Annotated in this window: 10 protein-coding genes and 3 pseudogenes; 1 reads left to right on the top strand and 12 read right to left on the bottom strand. The window is 70.3% G+C overall.

Going from position 1 to position 16,853, the window contains the following annotated elements; translation table 11 throughout:
- Position 1: 1 nt before the first annotated feature.
- A complete protein-coding gene (locus tag NF20_RS24580; protein ID WP_033710949.1) occupies positions 2-904 on the top strand; it encodes an aldose 1-epimerase in 903 nt (300 codons plus the stop codon).
- On the opposite strand, the gene NF20_RS24575 is transcribed toward NF20_RS24580, so the two are convergent.
- From NF20_RS24575 to dnaK, 12 genes and pseudogenes are all read right to left on the bottom strand, one after another.
- On the bottom strand, positions 879-3,929 hold the full coding sequence (locus NF20_RS24575; protein ID WP_033717557.1) for an FAD-dependent oxidoreductase: 3,051 nt from the start codon (positions 3,927-3,929) through the stop codon (positions 879-881). The genes NF20_RS24580 and NF20_RS24575 overlap by 26 nt on opposite strands.
- Entirely contained in the window at positions 3,926-4,327 is a 402-nt protein-coding gene (locus tag NF20_RS24570; RefSeq protein ID WP_033710947.1) for an SCP-2 sterol transfer family protein, read from the bottom strand. Before NF20_RS24570 ends, NF20_RS24575 begins: the two co-directional genes overlap by 4 nt.
- A pseudogene (locus NF20_RS24565) lies at positions 4,320-5,341 on the bottom strand (hypothetical protein). Before NF20_RS24565 ends, NF20_RS24570 begins: the two are co-directional and overlap by 8 nt.
- Positions 5,338-5,607 carry a hypothetical protein gene (locus NF20_RS24560; RefSeq protein WP_033710945.1) on the bottom strand — a complete coding sequence of 90 codons (270 nt, stop codon included), beginning with the start codon at positions 5,605-5,607 and terminating at the stop codon, positions 5,338-5,340. Before NF20_RS24560 ends, NF20_RS24565 begins: the two are co-directional and overlap by 4 nt.
- Positions 5,604-6,060 (bottom strand): annotated as a pseudogene (locus NF20_RS24555) (hypothetical protein). The gene NF20_RS24560 and the pseudogene NF20_RS24555 overlap by 4 nt, the downstream one beginning before the upstream one ends.
- Positions 6,057-7,244: a polyprenyl synthetase family protein gene (locus NF20_RS24550; RefSeq protein ID WP_179944036.1), complete on the bottom strand. Its 1,188-nt coding sequence runs from the start codon at positions 7,242-7,244 to the stop codon at positions 6,057-6,059. The pseudogene NF20_RS24555 and the gene NF20_RS24550 overlap by 4 nt, the downstream one beginning before the upstream one ends.
- Positions 7,241-8,014: a hypothetical protein gene (locus NF20_RS24545; RefSeq protein WP_033710942.1), complete on the bottom strand. Its 774-nt coding sequence runs from the start codon at positions 8,012-8,014 to the stop codon at positions 7,241-7,243. The genes NF20_RS24550 and NF20_RS24545 overlap by 4 nt, the downstream gene beginning before the upstream one ends.
- Positions 8,015-8,108: 94 nt before the next feature.
- Positions 8,109-12,406, bottom strand: a pseudogene (locus tag NF20_RS24540) (AAA family ATPase).
- A gap of 142 nt (positions 12,407-12,548) precedes the next feature.
- Positions 12,549-12,944, bottom strand: a complete 396-nt coding sequence (locus tag NF20_RS24535) for a heat shock protein transcriptional repressor HspR (RefSeq protein ID WP_009979478.1) — start codon at positions 12,942-12,944, stop codon at positions 12,549-12,551.
- Positions 12,944-14,122: a molecular chaperone DnaJ gene (gene dnaJ, locus NF20_RS24530; RefSeq protein ID WP_003879233.1), complete on the bottom strand. Its 1,179-nt coding sequence runs from the start codon at positions 14,120-14,122 to the stop codon at positions 12,944-12,946. Before dnaJ ends, NF20_RS24535 begins: the two co-directional genes overlap by 1 nt.
- 60 nt (positions 14,123-14,182) lie before the next feature.
- Positions 14,183-14,866 carry a nucleotide exchange factor GrpE gene (gene grpE / locus NF20_RS24525; RefSeq protein ID WP_011726264.1) on the bottom strand — a complete coding sequence of 228 codons (684 nt, stop codon included), beginning with the start codon at positions 14,864-14,866 and terminating at the stop codon, positions 14,183-14,185.
- A complete protein-coding gene (dnaK, locus tag NF20_RS24520) occupies positions 14,863-16,734 on the bottom strand; it encodes a molecular chaperone DnaK (RefSeq protein ID WP_009979480.1) in 1,872 nt (623 codons plus the stop codon). The genes grpE and dnaK overlap by 4 nt, the downstream gene beginning before the upstream one ends.
- Between the last annotated feature and the right edge of the window lie 119 nt (positions 16,735-16,853).

Genomic DNA, 16,853 nt, shown 5'->3' with positions numbered 1-16,853 from the left:
CATGGATGTCGTCGCGCTGCGCGATCCCGTGTCGTCGGTCGTCGCCCGCTTCGTCCCGCGGGCGGGCATGATCGGCACGTCGCTGCGCGACGGCGAGGTGGAGCTGCTGGGCCAGCGCCGTGGCCTGGACGCCTACGTCGCCGACGGCAAGACGATGGGCATCCCGATTCTGTATCCGTGGGCGAACCGGTTGGGCGGCAACACTTATGCCGCCGAGGGCGCGACGGTGACCCTGACGCCCGGACGCAACGGCGTACGCGCCGACCCCAACGGGTTGCCGCTGCACGGCGTGCTGGCCGGCTATCCCGACTGGCGGGTGACGGCGCAGACGGCCAACGAGTTGACCGCCCAGCTCGATTTCGGCGCCGATCCAAAGCTGGTGGCCGGCTTCCCGTTTCCGCATCTGCTGCAAGTGGCGGTGCGCCTAGCCGGGCGCACGCTGACACTGACCACCACGGTCACCGCGACCGGTGACACCGCGGTGCCGGTGTGCTTCGGCTTTCACCCCTACCTGCAGCTGCCCGGCGTGCCGCGCGCCGAGTGGGTCATCGAGACCCCGCCGCTGCGGCATCTGGGGTTGGACGACCACGGGCTGCCCACCGGGGAGTCCGAACTACAGCCGGCGCGGCGAGAACCGCTGCGGGACAAGACGTTCGATGATGCCTACGACCGGGTCGACGAGGGCGCGGTGTTCGCGGTGTCCGGCGGCGGGCGCCGGCTCGAGGTATGTTTCGAGCACGGCTATCCCGCCGCGCAGATCTTCGCGCCGCCGGCCAAACCCGGCGAGGAGGCGGTCATCTGCTTCGAGCCGATGACCGCGCCGACCGACGCCCTGCGCCGCGGCGGCTACCGCCGCGCACACCCCGGCCGGCCGGCGGCTACCCGGTTCTCGATCCGGGTGTGATCGCCCCGGCCGATGGGGCGCGCGCGGCGCGGCTGGAGAACAGCGAGCGCGGCGCGACCCGTGCCGACACGTCGGGCCCGACCCGGTTCATGGCGCCCAGGAACGACGAACCGGACGCGACCGGGGCCGGCCCGGTCGACGAGATGGCGCGCGCCAGGCCGGGGTTCAGGCTGAAGAGGTCGTGCAGATACCCGTACTCGTCATTGGGCCGCAGCAGCACCTCCCGGCGGTCCTCTGCGCGGTTGACCAGATTCGGCGGCAGGAAGCGGCTGACCGGCGGGTCCTGGGTGCCGACGTAGCTGCTGGGTTCCAAACCCAGCAGCGGGGGCGGCCAGGTCAGGGTCGATCCCTTGGCGGTCGCGCTGACCGGCGTGCTGCCGCCGGGCGTGGGGTCGCCCGACGTGCCGGGCTGACCCGGCGGGGCGGCGCCGAAGGCTTGACCGCCGGTCGATGGCGTGGAGGGCGGCGGCGCGGTGGGCGGCGTCGGCGGTGGCGGCATTGTCGGTGGCGCGGTCGGCTGCTGCGCCGACCCGGAGGATGCGCCCGCCATCTGTTCGAGGTATCGCCGCCAGGCCTGCAGGTAGCCGAACAGCTGCTGGGTGTAGTCGGCCGGTGCCGGTGGCATCGGCGCCGGCGCAGCCGCGGGCGGCACGAACGGCGGCGTGAACGGCGCGGCGGGGGACGGCGTGGCGGCGCTCATGGCCGTCCACCGCTCCAGCAGCTCGCGCCACGCCTGCAGGTATGCGAGCAACTGCTGGTTGTAATCCGTTGTGGGACCGAACATTTCCTGACCTCCCGCGGGTGGTGGGATGAAGGACGTGGGGGCGCCGACGTCCAACGGGTGCGGCAGCGACCGTTCGCAGAATTTGGAGTCGAGGATGCGCAGCGCCCGGGTGTCGGCCGGCTCGCGGTTTTCGATGTCGAACACATAGCAGTAGTCGCCGGCCGGGGTGGGCATCCGGATCGGGCTCGACAGGCCCTGGTCGAGAAAGCCGAAGGGGAACTCCCATGAGAGCGTGGTCTTCTCGCGGCGGTCCAGGCCGCCGGATTGGACCCAGATGTAGTGGTCGAGAATGGCGTTGACGGCGTGGCGCCCCGACTCGCACGCCGCCTCCATCGACGTCAACCGGGTGAACGTCTTGTTCCACGTGCCGGCGAAGACCACCGCATTGTTGTGCACCTGATAGCCGCCGTGGCGAGCCTGCCAGACGTTGCGCCGCCACAGATCCTCGAGCCACCAGTCCTCGGGCGGCACGCTGCTCCACGACGTGCCGTGCGGGTTCCACGGGTCGCTGCTCGGCCGGTTGTCCCAATCCCCCACGATGGGAACCAGATACGGTGTCGCGTTGCGCACCACCCGGCCCCGGCCCTGACCGGGCCCGGATTCCATGATCAGGCCGCGGTCGAGCGCGTACCACACGGGCCGGGGCATGAACTCCTCCCCCGCCGGCCCGGTGCTGCTGGTGAGCGCGGCAACGATCTGTCGCCATACTTCCGTGGCGATCTCGTCGGGCGTGCAGTCGCGGGCCGCCTTGCCGCAGCCGGACTCGTCGACCAGGTGCGAGGACGCGGCGTTGAAATCGCCGATGTCGACCGAGAGCACCGAGACGTGGCCGTCCCGATCGAGAATCGGTGGCCTCTCCCACATTCCGGTCTGGTTGATCGACGACAGCGCCCATTCGGTGCCGGCGTAGAGCAGGTGCCCGCGCAGCAACTGGAACTCGGTGTCGAAGTAGTACTGGATGCCGCACAGCGTTTGGAAACGATCCCAGGGCACCCGCCCCAACTCGTCCATCGCGTAGGGATCGCGGCGGTGCCGGGGCCGCGTCGATTGCGGCTGCAGCGGGCCGTCGGGCGGCGGGACGGAGGTGGCGAAGCCGTCCAGCCCGGCCACGGTGCCGCCGGTGCCCGCGGCACGCATTGGGGCGGTGAGGAATTCGGCGCCCGGCGCGTCGACGGCGACCACGATGTAATCCGGTGTCACCCGCGTTCCGTCGGTCAGCGTGATCTGCACCCGCGGCCGCAGATGCGGCGGCCGGCTCGGGTCGACGGGCACCGGGTCGAGGCGGGTCGCCGCGGCGCGGACGAAGCGGACGCCGAGCGCGACGAGGTGGCGGTACCAGTGGTCGAACCACGACTCGGTGGTGGGACCGTTGAGCACGCCGTCGGCCTTGTCGTCGCGGCGGTCCATGTTCAGGTACAGCTGCAGATAGGTGCTGATGTTGGTGCGCGCGTCACCCCAACGGGAGTCGAAGGCCACCAAAACCTTTGGCATCTGCCGCAACAGCGCGTCGCAACGCGGCGTGTAAGAGTACTGGTTCAACCCGGTGCGGCGGTCGTGGCCGACGAAGAAGTCGTAGGCCGACATGTTCTGCAACTCGCGTGCCCGGCGCAGCGGGCTGGTGACCAGGTAGCGCAGCATTCTGCCCTGAAAGGTCGCGACGTCGCCGAAGGTGAGACCCACCGTCGCGAGTTGGCCGAGGATGCCGAGGAATTCGGCGCCGCTGCGCGGCAGTTCGCGCGGGAAGACCAGCGACGGCTTGCCGTCGATGGTGACGCCCTGGGTGATCACCCGCCGGACGTTGTCGTAGACGGTGCGCGCGGTCGGAGCCCAGCCGCCCGGGTTCCTGGGCTCGTAGACCGGGATGCGCTGGAACAGGTCCCAGATGTGCAGGTAGTAGGCCGGGAAGAAGCGGAAGCCGTGTTCGCCGGCGACGGCGCGCCCCGGGTCGGTGGGCCGGCTGGGCCGGCCCGGGAAGGGACGCAGTTCGGCATGGCTCCCGTCGTGGGTGCCCACGGTCGAATATTGCGACGCGGCAAGGCCTCCCAGCTTGACGGGAGGGTACGTTCCGGCCGGCGCGGATCCCAACCCGTTGCGTTCGTCCTGCTGCGCCTCGTACACCGTCACGACGAAGCCGCGCTCGGCGAGTTCGTGGGCGGCGGTGAGCCCGGCGATGCCGGCGCCGAGCACCGCGACGGTGGGACGTCGTGCCTGCGATGCCGGGGTCCGGATGTGCTCGCTCATGCGCCCGCCCGCAGTTCGGACAGCAGCGCGGGCTGGGTGGAGGCCCGGACGGCCGCGTGCACGTAGGCCCGCAGCGCGTCGTGCGCGCGCTGGACGTCGTCGAGCGAACCCCGCACGCTCACGGCGCCGGCCTGCACCGCCTCGCCGAACCCGACCTCCGCGTCGAGCAGCGCCAGGATGGTGTTCCGCGAGGTGACGATGCGCACGGCGGCCTCCCGCGGCGCCCCGTCCGACACGTCCAGCCGATCACCGCCGCACAGGGTGAACGCCTCGCCGTCCACGTCGAGCCCGACCACCATCGCGCCGAGCTCGGCGACCAGCACGCGGTAGCTTGCCGGCACCTCGTCGTGCAGGTGCTCGACCGAACGCCGCAGCAGCGACGAAACCCGTTCAGCCATGGAGGAACTCGAATACACCCGTGCCGGCGAAGTCGAATTTCTCGCCCCGCACCGTGCCGCTCGCCGCCACGGTGCCGTCCGTCTCGCACAGCACGGTCGATCGGTCGAGGCGGGTTTCGCTCGGTTGCGCTAGGCGAACATAGGAGCGCGAACGGAATTCGGCGCGCACGGTGTCGGCGGCCCGTGTCGCGGTGATCTCGATCCGTTCCGGCACACCGGGCACCTCGCCGTCCAGCAGCAGCCGCATCGGCGGGGCAGGGTGCAGTCGGCCGGCCGGTCGAGCGGGCCCTCGGTGCGTGCCCGCACCGCCGCGTGCCGGAATATCGCCGCCGGCTCGTCGCGATGCCACACGTACAGCGACCGGGACATACAGCGCAGCCGGCTCCGGTCGGTGATCTGGGCGAACACCATCGACCACGGGTCGTCCGGCCCGGCGGGCAAGATGGTGCCCCACGTCCAGCCGAAGTCGTCGCCCCACCGGAACCGGCCCCAGTTGTGGTCGTGGTAGGCCAGGTCGTCGCGCACCCGGTGGTCCGCGCCGCCGATCCGCAGCCAGCCGTCGGCGCGCAGCCTGGGGACGAAGAGCCAGCTGACCCGTCCCTCGCCCGCCGGCTCGTTGCGCACCACAAACGGCCGGCTGGTCGAGGTGAAGTGCAATTCGCCGCGAATGTCCTTGTCCGGCAAGTCGATTGACACCCGGTAGCCGTCGGGCACGATGGTCATCCGGTTGCCACCGACGGACAGTTCGCCCAGGTCGGCCGAGACGTGCAAAGCGCGCTCGTCGAACCGCGCCACCGCCCCGGACCAGTGCTCGTCGCGCGCGATCACGATCACCCGCGGGGTGAGCCGCGCCTCGTCCGCGCCGAAGGCTTCATTGTTGAGGCTGAAGTTGATCAACAGTCGCACGCCCCGGCCGTGCACCACGAAGTGATGCCACTCCTTGAAACCCGCGGGCCGGGCGGTGGCCAACACCGGGGCGCGCAGGAAGTCGCTGCGGGCCAGGACCGCGCTCATCGCAACCACCGCGCGGTCGATGCCATCCCGGCGGCCAGAAAAGACTGTGCCACAGCACAATCGGCCAGCCGCGCGATCCCCGCACCGACGCTCGCCACGCCGAGCAGCAGGTGCACGAAGTCGTCGGGGGCGCGGGGATCCACGGCGGCGCGGGCGCCGTCGCCGGCCAGGGTGTGCACCACGTCGGCCAGCCCTGCGAGGCCGACCAGATAGCCGATGAAGTCGCTCTGGTCGGCGAGCGCGTCGCGGGGATCGGTGAGCGTCATGCGTACCCCTCGGGCCGCAGCCGAGCCAGCACAGCGTCGTCCAGCCCGTGCCCGATGAACGCGTCCGCCAGCAGGTCCGCCCAGGCGTCCGGGCCGGCGTGCGGCGCGGCGGGACCGCCGAGAACGTTGAGGCTCACCATCTCCCAGACCCGCCGCAGGTTCTCCACCGCTTCGGAGGCGACCAACCCGTCGCGCAGCCGCGCCCGCGGGCGTGTTCGCGTACCGGCGGCCCTCGGCGACGAGCAGGTCGTGCACCCGGCGGGCGGCCGCCGGGTTGCCCAGGACCGCACGGCGCGCGCCGAGCAGCAGGTCGAACACGGCGCGCTCCGCGCCGTCGGCGTCGGCCGGCGGGGCGGGGTTCAACCCGGGGGCCTGCCGCTCGACGAGGTCGAGGGTGAGTTCGCGGATCCGCTCGAGTTCGGCCAGCATGCCGATCAGTGCCTCGGGGTTCATCGCGCCCGCCCGTGCACGTAATCGACCAGGGCGGCCAGCATGTCGCGGTGCCGGCTGCGGGGAAACCAGTCCAGGCCGGCGAGCACGGCGGCGGCCTGGCGGGCCTGCCGGACGGCGACGTCGCGGGCGTGGTTGAGCGAGCCCACCCGGTGCATCAATTCGTAGAGCCAGCGAATGTCGTTGAGGCTCTTGACTTCCGAGTGGTGGTGCCGCCGCAGCCGGGCTTCGATCTCGGTGCGGCCCGAGACGGACAGTTGCCCGCCGGCGGTGAGCCGGTCCAGCAGCTCGGTCAGGTCGAACTCGGCGTCGGGGCTCGGGCGGCGCCGGGACAGGATCTGCACCGCGCGCTGCTGGTCGCCGGGTTCGGCATGCCGCAGGGTGTGCAGCAGCATCAGGGTGCGCTTGCCCTCCCACAGGTCGCCGCCGATCTCCTTGCCGTACTCCTGCGGGTCGGCGCGCAGGTTGAGCAGGTCGTCGGTGATCTGGAAGGCCGCCCCGAGATGCCGGCCGAGCGACTCCAACGGGGCCATCCGGTCGGGTGTTGCCCCGGCCGCGACGGCGCCGGCCTGTAACGGTGTGATGAAGGAGTACCAGCTGGTCTTGAGTTCCACCATCTCGAGGTAGTCGGCGTCGTCGAGCCGCCAGGTGTTGGAGTGCACCCAGTCCAGCTCGAGCGCCTGGCCGTCGACGGTCTTGCGGGTCATCGCGGCCACGGCACGCAGGATGCGCAGCGCGGGCCCGAGCCCGACCCGCTCGACGTTGTCGAGCAGGGGTTGCAACGAAAGCGAGAGCATGGCGTCGCCGACGTTGACCGCGACCGGCACGCCGTGGTCGATGTGCAGCGTGGGTTTGCCTCGCCGCCACCATGATTCGTCCTCGATGTCGTCGTGGATGAGAAACGCGTTGTGGTAGAGCTCGAGCGTTGCGGCGGTCGGCAGTATCGCCTCGAGGTGGCCGCCGAGCCCGAGGCAGGTGGCGATGCTCAGCGCCGGCCGGAGCGCCTTCCCGCCGCGCAGCGGGTAGTCGAGGATGAGCTGGTACAGCCCGTTCGACCCGCGCTCACCCGGACCGTACAGCCGGACGATCTCCCGGTCGCAGGCTTGTTTGCACGCGGTGAGGTAGTCCTCGAGCGGGTTCAGCGCGGCGACGGCGGGCCGCGCGTCAGGCAGGGTCGACGTCATCACGCGCGGAAGACGACGAGCCCGGCTTCGTCCTTGATCCTGAGGGCGTAGCTGAGGCGGACGTCGAGCTTGATGGCGTTGTTGGATGTGTCGCCGACGACCTCCAGACCGGGCGGGACGCTGACGGCAAGGTCCACCGCCTCCTCGCCCGGCGAGGCCTCCGCCGCGCCACCCGGTGCGATGCGCTGACGCCGTCCGAGCAACCATCCCCGGACCTGTGGATCGGTGGCCAGCGTGTCGACGCGTTGCAGCGAGTTGATGTTGGCCGGGGGCAACAGCACGTCGGTGCCGGCGTAGCCGTTGGCGATGGTGCTCGCGGCCAGCGTCTCCACGCCGATGGTGTCGGTGATCAGACATGACGGGGCCCGGTATCCGCCCTTCTCGACCTTCGCCCGGGCCTCGATGAGCGCGGTCAACAGCTGGGCGGAGCTGATCCCGGGCACCAGCTGCGACGGCGTCGTCGCCGTCAGGAGCCCCGGGATCACCGCGGCGTCGAAATCGGCGGCCAGCTTGGCGGTGTAGTAGACGATGGTGGCCAGCAGTTCGTCGGGCGTCGGGGCGATGGCCGCGGCCAGCGTCACCTCGAACGGCTTGGGCAGCGAAGTGAGCGGCAGGAAGTTGTTCGGCGGGTTGACGTTGTCGTTGGGCACCGTCGTCTGGCTGGGGTCGCCGGTGTCCCAGTGCGGGATGGCCTGCCAGGCCACGCTGCACTGATCGAACGTCTCTTTGACCGTTTGGTTGGCGAGGGCCAACCGCTCAGCGTTCAGGTACATGGGTGCGGCCCTCCTGCCTGTCGCCCAAATCATGGCAGACAGCCCAGCAAACGCGTAGGGCTTTGCCGCACTACCCCGGAAATGGAGTAGCGCGCTACTTGTTCTGCAGCGCGATCTCCTGGCCCGGCAGCATCTCGCCGCGGGCCACCGCATCGCAGTGCGCCAGGTGCAGCGGCGCGATCGGGTCGTCGGGCAGCATGTCGCGGCAGCGCTGGAAGGCGGCACGCGCCGCGTCGACGTCGCCCGCGTCGAAGAGTGCGAACGCCTCGTCGAACGCGGGTTGCGCGGCCCGCTTCGCGGCGCGCAGCGGACCCGAATCCCCGTTGTAGACCTCGTAAATCGTCACCGGCCGGCGCCGGTTGACCACCATCACCCGCTCCATCCTTCGGACGTCGAACTCCTCGGAGCCGGCGATCCGCTGATAGGTGCGATCGGAGATGAGCAAGGCGGAGCCGTAGCGCTTGTTGGTGCTTTCGATGCGCGCGGCGAGATTGACCGCGTCGCCAATGATGGTGAGCACCATGCGGTTCACCCCGCCGACGAGCCCGACCGCCACCGCGCCGGTGTTGATGCCGATGCCCGCCCGCAGTTCCTCGGAGCCCAGCGCCCTGCGCTCCTGGTTGTGCTCGTGCAGGGAGCGCAGCATGCCCAGTCCCGCCCGCACCGCGTCGGCCTCGGACTCGAAGACGGCGACGATCTCGTCGCCGCGCACGTCTTGAATCATGCCGTGGTAGCTGATGATCGGCAGTTCGACCGCCCGCAAAAAGCCCATCGCCAGGTTGCCCGCCTCGGCGACGTTCATGTCCTCGATCATGGCCGTATAGCTGCGAATGTCGCTGATGAGCACGGTCATCTCGCGTTCCACCCGGTGTCCGTTGCGGACGCGGCGAAGGTCGTCGATGTCGAGGATGCGCAGCAATTCGTTGGGCACGAATCTGGATTGCACGTCGATGAGGGACTGCCGGTACTCGTCGGCGGCGCGCAGTCGCGCTTCGAGCTGGAAGCTCCACAGCGGCGCGGCGGCCTGGGCGCACAGGAAGGCAATCGCCTCCTCGTGATCGGCGCCGAAATTCCTGCCCGGTTCGGCCTGCTCGGCATAGATCACGCCAAGCGTCCTGTCGTGCAACGTGATTGGAGCGGCAAGGACGGAGTTGGTCGCCGCCGCACGGTCGGCGGCGACGATCACCGGCGCGCCGCCGTCGATCACTCGGCGCACGATGTCGCGGCGGTAGGGGACCTCCGTCCACGGCCCTTCGACGATCAAGACCTCTCCGTGATCGTGGATGGCCCGCACCGACTGGTTGTCCGCCTCGCCGGTGATGAACAGGACGCGGCCCGCGCCGGTGGTGTCGGCGACCGAGCCCAGGATGATGTTGGCCAAGGCGTCCGGGGTGCGCGCCCCCGACAGCGCGTGCACCAGCTGGTGGGCGCCGATCGGGTCGATGCCGGCCGAGCCCGTCCGAAGATCGCGGCGCATCAGCCACGGGTGTTCCCGGGCCAGCCAATCGGCGCGCACCGCGAAACCCAGATTCAGCCAGCGCTGGTAGGCCGAGCGCAGCATGTGTTCGCGCAGGGTCTGCCGCCCGGTCTCGGCATAGAGGGCGGCGGCCTCCTCGTGGGCGCGCGCACTGATCGCCGGCAGCCGGTGCTCCTCGGCGAGCTCGATCGCCTGGTGCAGGTGACGTTCGGCCTTGCCGTGCTGCCCGCGTGCCCGCGCCCACGCGCCCTGGATCAGCGCGTAGGGCGCCGCGTAGTTCTCCGGTGCGCCGGCTGCCCATTTGCGGTGCGACGCCAGCGCCTGGCGGACGAACCGGATGGTTGCGGAATCCCTTGGCGCACAATGGATCATGCTGAGCGCGCCGATCAGGTGGACGAGTTGTGAGGCCGCGACGCCGGCCAAACCGCCGAGATGCTCGATCGCCTCCGTGGTGGCCTCGGCCGCGCCGGCGTGGTCGCCGCACCAGAAGTGCAGGCCCTGCTTCATGGCGGCGGCCGCGCCCAGGGCCACCTCGTCGCCCTGCTGCCGGGCCGCCGGTAACACCTGCCGCTCGTCGTAGCCGCTCTCGCCGGCCAGCAGGAAGGGATCGGCGCTGCGCCCCATCAGGTTCAGGCAAAGCTGTTGCACGGCCTGGCACAGCGCGCTGGGCACCGGCTGGGAACGGATGTGCGGGATGAGGGAGCTGGCGAGCGCGTCGATCTCCGGGAGCGGCCGGCCGACCCAGAACGACTGGGAGAGCAGGACCGCGGTCAGGAATCCGGCGTTTTCCTGGTCGCCCCGGTCGAGCGCCTCCTCGACGGCGTCGCGCAGCTCGCCCAGGCCGTTGCGGATCGGGTGGCGCCAGTGGTGGATGTAGTCGAGGTACATGAACACCGTCTGCGGGCGGGCCTCGCGGAGTTCCGGTCGCTGGGCCAGCAGCATGCCGACCTCGCCGAAGCGCTGGCTGCCCGCGTGGTCGCCGAGCAACACCAGGACGATCCCGTAGCCGGTGATGACCAGCGGCGAGGACGACGTGTGGCCGTGGGCCAACGTGAGCTCCAGTTGCTTGCGCACCAGCAGGGGTAACAGGTTGGGCCGCACCAGGACCGCCATGTTGCACAGTTCGGCGAGGATCGGGTGCAGTGCGATGACCCGCTGGTCGGTGCAGTGCGGCAGCTGCAGCAGCCGTTCGGTGCTCCAGTGGGCCATCGTGAGCCGCATCCGCACGATCGCGTTGCCCATGCGTGGCTTGCCCGCCTGGGTCGCCACCCGTTCGCCGAGCTCGTCGAGGGCCGCAAGCCCGATCTCGAGCGCCTCCTGCAGACGGTTTTCGGCCACCCTGCCCTTCATCCGCAGGTAGGCCAGTCGCGCGCGGTCCGGGGGCTCGCGCAGGAACTCCTCGGCCTCGTCGAGCAGGGCGTTGAGCACCGGCACGTCACCGACCCGCAGCGCGGCATCGGCGGCGTCGAGCGCAAGCTCCCGGGTCAGCACGAACTGCCCGGCCCAGCGTTGCTCGCCGAGCAGGTCCAGCGCGTCGCGGCAGTATCCGAGCGCCAGGGGGAAGGAGGCCTGCGCCGGGCCTGGTGCGCGGCCCGCCGCAGCACCTCGACGAACCGGGTGCGTTCGGCCTCGTCGGCCACGGCGAGGCCGCCGACGCCGACGTGGCGGGCGGCCTCGAACAGGCGATCGTCCCCGAGGGTGATCAGCCGCCGGCCGATGCGCAGGTGCACGGCGCGCATCTCGTCGGGGGACAGTCCCGCGCGCGCCGCCTCGGCCACCCGGTCGTGGCTGAACCGGTAGCGGGCGTCGCGGCTGATGGCGTTGCTGATCCGCTGGCCCGTCATGTCGAGGGCTTCGAGCAGGCGCAGCTCGAGGCAGGCCCACAGCGCGTGGGCCACGACGTCGGGCGTCCGCGCGGCCGCTGCCGCGGCGTCGTCGAGGTCGAATTCGCCGCCGATGCACGACAGCGCGCTCAACACCTCCCGGTCGGCGGGGCGGAGCTGGTCGAGGTAGCGGCCGAGGAACTCGGCGGCGGTGGCCGAGACCTCGATCGAGGTGAGCACCCGCAGGTCCCAGCGCGGCTGCCCGCCGGAGCCGACCGGGAGCAGCGCGCCTTCGCGCTGCGCCCGGTACAGCAGCTGACGGACCTGCAGCGGGTTGCCCCCGGTGCGGTGGTGGAACTCGGCGGCCACCTCGGGCAGCTCCCCGCTTTGGCCGCACACGGTGGCGAGCAGCTCCTCGACGTCGTCGCGGGCCAGCGGTTCGAGCTCGATCGTGGTGAGGTTCTCCGCTGCGATCCCCGCCGCGGCGGGGTCGAACCCGCCCGCGCGGTGCGCGGCGACGACCAGCACGTCGCGCAGCGACACCGTCAACAACTCGGCGAGCAGCAGCAGGGTATCCCGATCGGCCCACTGCAGGTCGTCGATCGCCAGCACCACGGTCCGGTAGGACGCGGTGGCGGACAGCAGCCGGGTGGCGGCGCGGTGCAGCTGCCGGCGGGAATCCGTGGCGTCGAGTTCCGGGTGGGACGCGGTCTCGCCCAGCACCCGCGGCAGGTCGGGGACCAGTTCCCCGAGCACGCCGGCGATCGGCGACACCCCGCCGGCCAGATCCGCGCGCCAGCGGTCACGTTCGGCCGGGGCCGTGGCCGCCATGGTGCGGACCAGCGATCCGAGCGCGTCGCGCACCGCGGCGTACGGCGCCGGCGCGCCGTCCCGGCACCTGCCGTAGGCGAAGACACAGCCACGCCCGGCCACCTCGACGCCGAAGGCCTTCATCAGTGCCGACTTGCCGACGCCCGGCACCCCGCTGATCAGGACGCATTCCCCGCCGCCGCGCGCCGCCGCGTCGACGGCGGCCCGGAGCCGGGCGAGCTCCCGCTGCCGGTCGGTCACCCGGTCATCAAGGTCGAGCACCGGAGCCGTCACGGCACGGCGCCCGCTGTGGCTAATTTGCTGCCCCGCCCGCTCAGCGGTTCTCCGCTGGTCACCGGCCGACTATAACGCAGGCTCGGCAAATCGGCGGAGTGAATTCAGCCGCGTGGCGATGCGGGTCTGATCAGGCGCGGGTCCCGCCCTTGCGCGGTTGCCACACCACCAGCGCGGTGCTCTTGGGCAGCACCGCCAGGTCGCGCCGCTGGCCGGCGCGCACCTGCGCCAACTCCTCGGTCAGCTCCTTGACCCGCGCCTGCAGCGCCTCGACCTGATTGGTCAGCTCGATGATCCGCTTGATGCCGGCCAGGTTGACGCCCTCGTCCTGGGAGAGCCGCTGCACCTCGCGCAGCAGGTCCACGTCGTGCTCCGAATACCGCCGTCCCCCACCGGACGTGCGCTGCGGGCTGACCAGGCCGAGCCGGTCGTAGGTGCGCAGCGTCTGGGCGTGCATGCCGGCCAACTCGGCGGCCACCGAGATCAGGAACGTCCGGGACTCGTGTCCTTTCCGGTTCTTGGCCATCAGCGGTTACCTGCCCATCCCGCCCGTGGGTCGAAGCCGCTGGCGCGCTCGGCGGCCGCGTAGGCCTCCAGCGCCTCCTGAGCGGCGCCGTCCAAATTCGGTGGCACCGCGACCTTTACCGTCACCAGCAGGTCGCCGTGGCCGCCGCTGCGCTTGGGCACCCCGCGTCCGCGCACCCGCAGGATGCGGCCGTCGGCGGTGCCCTTGGGCACCCGAACCCCGACCTTGCCGTCCAGTGTGGGCACCGATATGGTTGAGCCCAAAGCCAATTCGGTGAAACTGACGGGAACGGTCACGGTCAGGTCGTCGCCGTCGCGGCCGAACACCTTGTGCGGCCGCACATGTACCGTCACGTACAGGTCGCCCGACGGCGCGCCGCGCAGCCCGGCCTCGCCCTGACCGGGCAACCGGATGCGCTGCCCGTCCTCGACGCCGGGCGGGATCCGCACGTTGATGGTGCGGGTGCGGGTGGTGACCCCGGTGCCCTTGCACTCGTCGCAGGGGTGCTCGATGATCGAGCCGCTGCCCCGGCAATCGGTGCAGGGCTCGGAGAAGCCGAAAGCGCCCTGGTTGCGGCTGATTACGCCGGAGCCGTTACAGGTGGGGCACACCTTGGGGCTGGTGCCCGGGCGTGCGCCGCTGCCGTGGCAGTTGGTGCACGGCGCCGGGCTGGTCAGCCGCAGCGGCATCGCCACGCCCTTGGCGGCCTCGACGAAATCCAGCTGGGTCTCGGTCTCGAGGTCGTTGCCGCGGCGCGGCCGGCTGGGCCGGCCGCCCGAAGCGCGCCCGAACAGGCCGCCGAACAGGTCGCCGATGTTGGTGCCGCCGCTGCGGCCGGCGGCGTCGAACAAATCGTTGAGGTTGAACTCCGCCCCGTCGCCGCCGACGTTGAAGCCGCCGAACCCACCGGTGTCGAACCGGCGCCCGCCGAAACCGCCTCCGGCGAAAAGCCTTCGGGTTTCGTCGTATTCCTTGCGCTTGGCCGGGTCCGACAACACGTTGTGCGCCTCGGAGACCGCCTTGAATCGTTCGCCGGCGGCGGGATTGTCGGGATTGGCATCCGGGTGTAGATCGCGCGCCAGCTTGCGGTAGGCGCGTTTGATCTCTTCGGGACTGGCGTCAGAGGAGACGCCCAGCTCCTTGTAGAAGTCTTTTTCGACCCATTCACGCTGGGCCATGCCGCGTCACCCCCTCACCACTTTCTCTTGGTCTGTCTTCCAATGTGCTGATTGTGTGATCTAGTCACCGGATGCGCCGGCGTTATCGTCCGATTCGGGCGGACGGGTTTCGGCGGCCGCGGCGGTGGGCTCGTCGGTGGCCGCGGCTTCCCCGTCGCCTTCCTCGGTGACCGTGTCCACGACGCCGACCAAGGCGTGGCGCAGCACCTGATCGCCGAGCTTGTAGCCCTGCCGCATTACGGTGCCGATAACGGGTTTGGAGCCGTCGCCCTCGTGCTGCACGGCTTCGTGCAGCACCGGGTCGAACTCTTCGCCCTCCTCACCGAATGCGGTCAGGCCCAGGCCGGTCAGCGCGCTTTCCAGCTTGTCGGCCACCGACTTCAGCGGCCCCGACTCCAGGTCGCCGTGCTTGCGTGCCCGCTCCAAATCGTCGAGCACGCCCAGCAATTGGTTCACCACGGCGGCCTTGGCCCGGTCCGCCGCGGCCTGCTGGTCGCGCAGCGCCCGCTTGCGGTAGTTGGCGAAGTCGGCCTGCACGCGTTGCAGGTCGGCGGTGAGCTCGGCGACCTTGTCGGCCGCGGCGCCGCCCGACTCGGCGGTCGCGGCTTGCGGTGCCGTCCCTCCCGGCGTGTCGCCGGGAGGGACGTGCCGGACCTCACCGGTCTCGGGATCGATCCGCCGCTTGTCGGTAACCGTCACCTGTTCCGGCGGGTTGCCTTCCGTCTTCTGATTTCCTTGTGTCACTTGGACTCCCGGTCATCGTCGACCACCTCCGCGTCCACAACGTCGTCGGCGGATCCGGACCCGCCGCCGGCCGCGGCACCGTCCGGCCCGCCGGCCTGGGCGGACTCGGCCTGGGTGGCCTCGTAGATTGCCTGTCCCAGCGCTTGCGACTCCTGGCCGAGCTTCTCCATCGCCGACTTGATCGCGGTGATGTCGGTGCCGCCCAGGGCCGTCTTGGCGTCGGCGATCGCGGCGTCGACCTTGGACAGCGTCTCCTCGGGAACCTTCGAGCCACCCTCGGCCTCGCGCTGGTCCTTGACGAACTTCTCCGTCTGGTAGACAAGCGATTCCGCTTGGTTGCGGACGTCGGCTTCCTCGCGCCGCTTGCGGTCCTCCTCGGCGTGCGCCTCGGCGTCCTTGATCATCCGGTCGATCTCCTCCTTGGACAGGCCGGAGCCCTCCTGGATCTTGATCGTGTTCTCCTTACCGGTGCCCTTGTCCTTGGCGGTGACGTGCACGATGCCGTTGGCGTCGATGTCGAAGGTGACCTCGATCTGCGGCACGCCGCGGGGCGCCGGCGGGATTCCGGTCAGCTCGAAGGAGCCGAGCAGCTTGTTGTGCGCGGCGATTTCGCGCTCACCCTGATACACCTGGATCTGCACCGACGGCTGGTTGTCGTCGGCCGTGGTGAACGTCTCGGACCGCTTGGTCGGGATGGTGGTATTGCGTTCGATCAGCTTGGTCATCACGCCACCCTTGGTCTCGATACCCAGGCTCAGCGGCGTAACGTCAAGCAGCAGAACGTCTTTCACCTCGCCCTTGAGCACACCGGCCTGCAGGGCGGCACCGACGGCGACAACCTCGTCGGGGTTGACGCCCTTGTTGGGCTCCTTGCCGCCGGTGAGTTCCTTGACCAGGTCGGTCACCGCGGGCATCCGGGTGGAACCACCCACCAGCACCACGTGGTCGATGTCGGACACCGAGATGCCGGCGTCGGCGATCACCGACTTGAACGGCTGACGGGTGCGGTCCAGCAGATCCTGGGTGATGCGCTGGAATTCGGCGCGGGTCAGCTGCTCGTCGAGGAACAGCGGGTTCTTGTCCGCGTCGACGGTGATGTAGGGCAGGTTGATCGAGGTGCTCTGCGAGCTGGACAGCTCGATCTTGGCCTTCTCGGCGGCCTCACGCAGCCGCTGCATGGCCATCTTGTCCTTGGTCAGGTCGATGCCGCTGGTGCCCTTGAACTTGTCGACCAGCCAGTTGACGATCCGGTCGTCCCAGTCGTCGCCACCGAGGTGGTTGTCACCGCTGGTGGCGCGGACCTCGACCACACCCTCGCCGATCTCGAGCAGCGAGACGTCGAACGTGCCGCCGCCGAGGTCGAAGACCAGGATGGTCTGCTCCTTCTCGCCCTTGTCCAGGCCGTAGGCCAGCGCGGCCGCGGTCGGCTCGTTGACGATGCGCAGCACGTTGAGGCCGGCGATCTGGCCGGCTTCCTTGGTCGCCTGACGCTGGGCGTCGTTGAAGTACGCCGGTACGGTGATGACCGCGTCGGTGATGTCCTCACCCAGATAGGCCTCGGCGTCGCGCTTGAGCTTCATCAGCACGCGGGCGCTGATCTCCTGAGCGGTGTATTTCTTGCCATCGATCTCGATGGACCAGTCGGTGCCCATGTGCCGCTTGACCGAACGGATGGTGCGGTCGACGTTGGTCACCGCCTGGTTCTTGGCGGGCTGGCCGACGAGCACCTCGCCGTTGCGGGCGAACGCGACGATGGACGGGGTGGTCCGCGAGCCTTCGGAGTTGGCGACGACGACGGGGTCACCGCCCTCGAGGACTGCGACGACGGAGTTGGTGGTCCCGAGGTCGATACCGACCGCACGAGCCATAGTGATTCCTCCTGGTTATGTAGAGCCTGCTGTGGTGTCACTATGCTGAGTGAACCCCGCTCAAGCCTGCCCGTGAGGGCAGTGGGCTGTCAACCCAGCATTGAGTCCGATTCGCTCAA

Origin of the sequence: Mycobacterium sp. MAC_080597_8934, from assembly GCF_000523975.1 — a bacterium.
In the GTDB taxonomy this organism is placed as follows: domain Bacteria; phylum Actinomycetota; class Actinomycetes; order Mycobacteriales; family Mycobacteriaceae; genus Mycobacterium; species Mycobacterium avium.
This window is presented reverse-complemented; position numbering and strand designations above follow the sequence as displayed.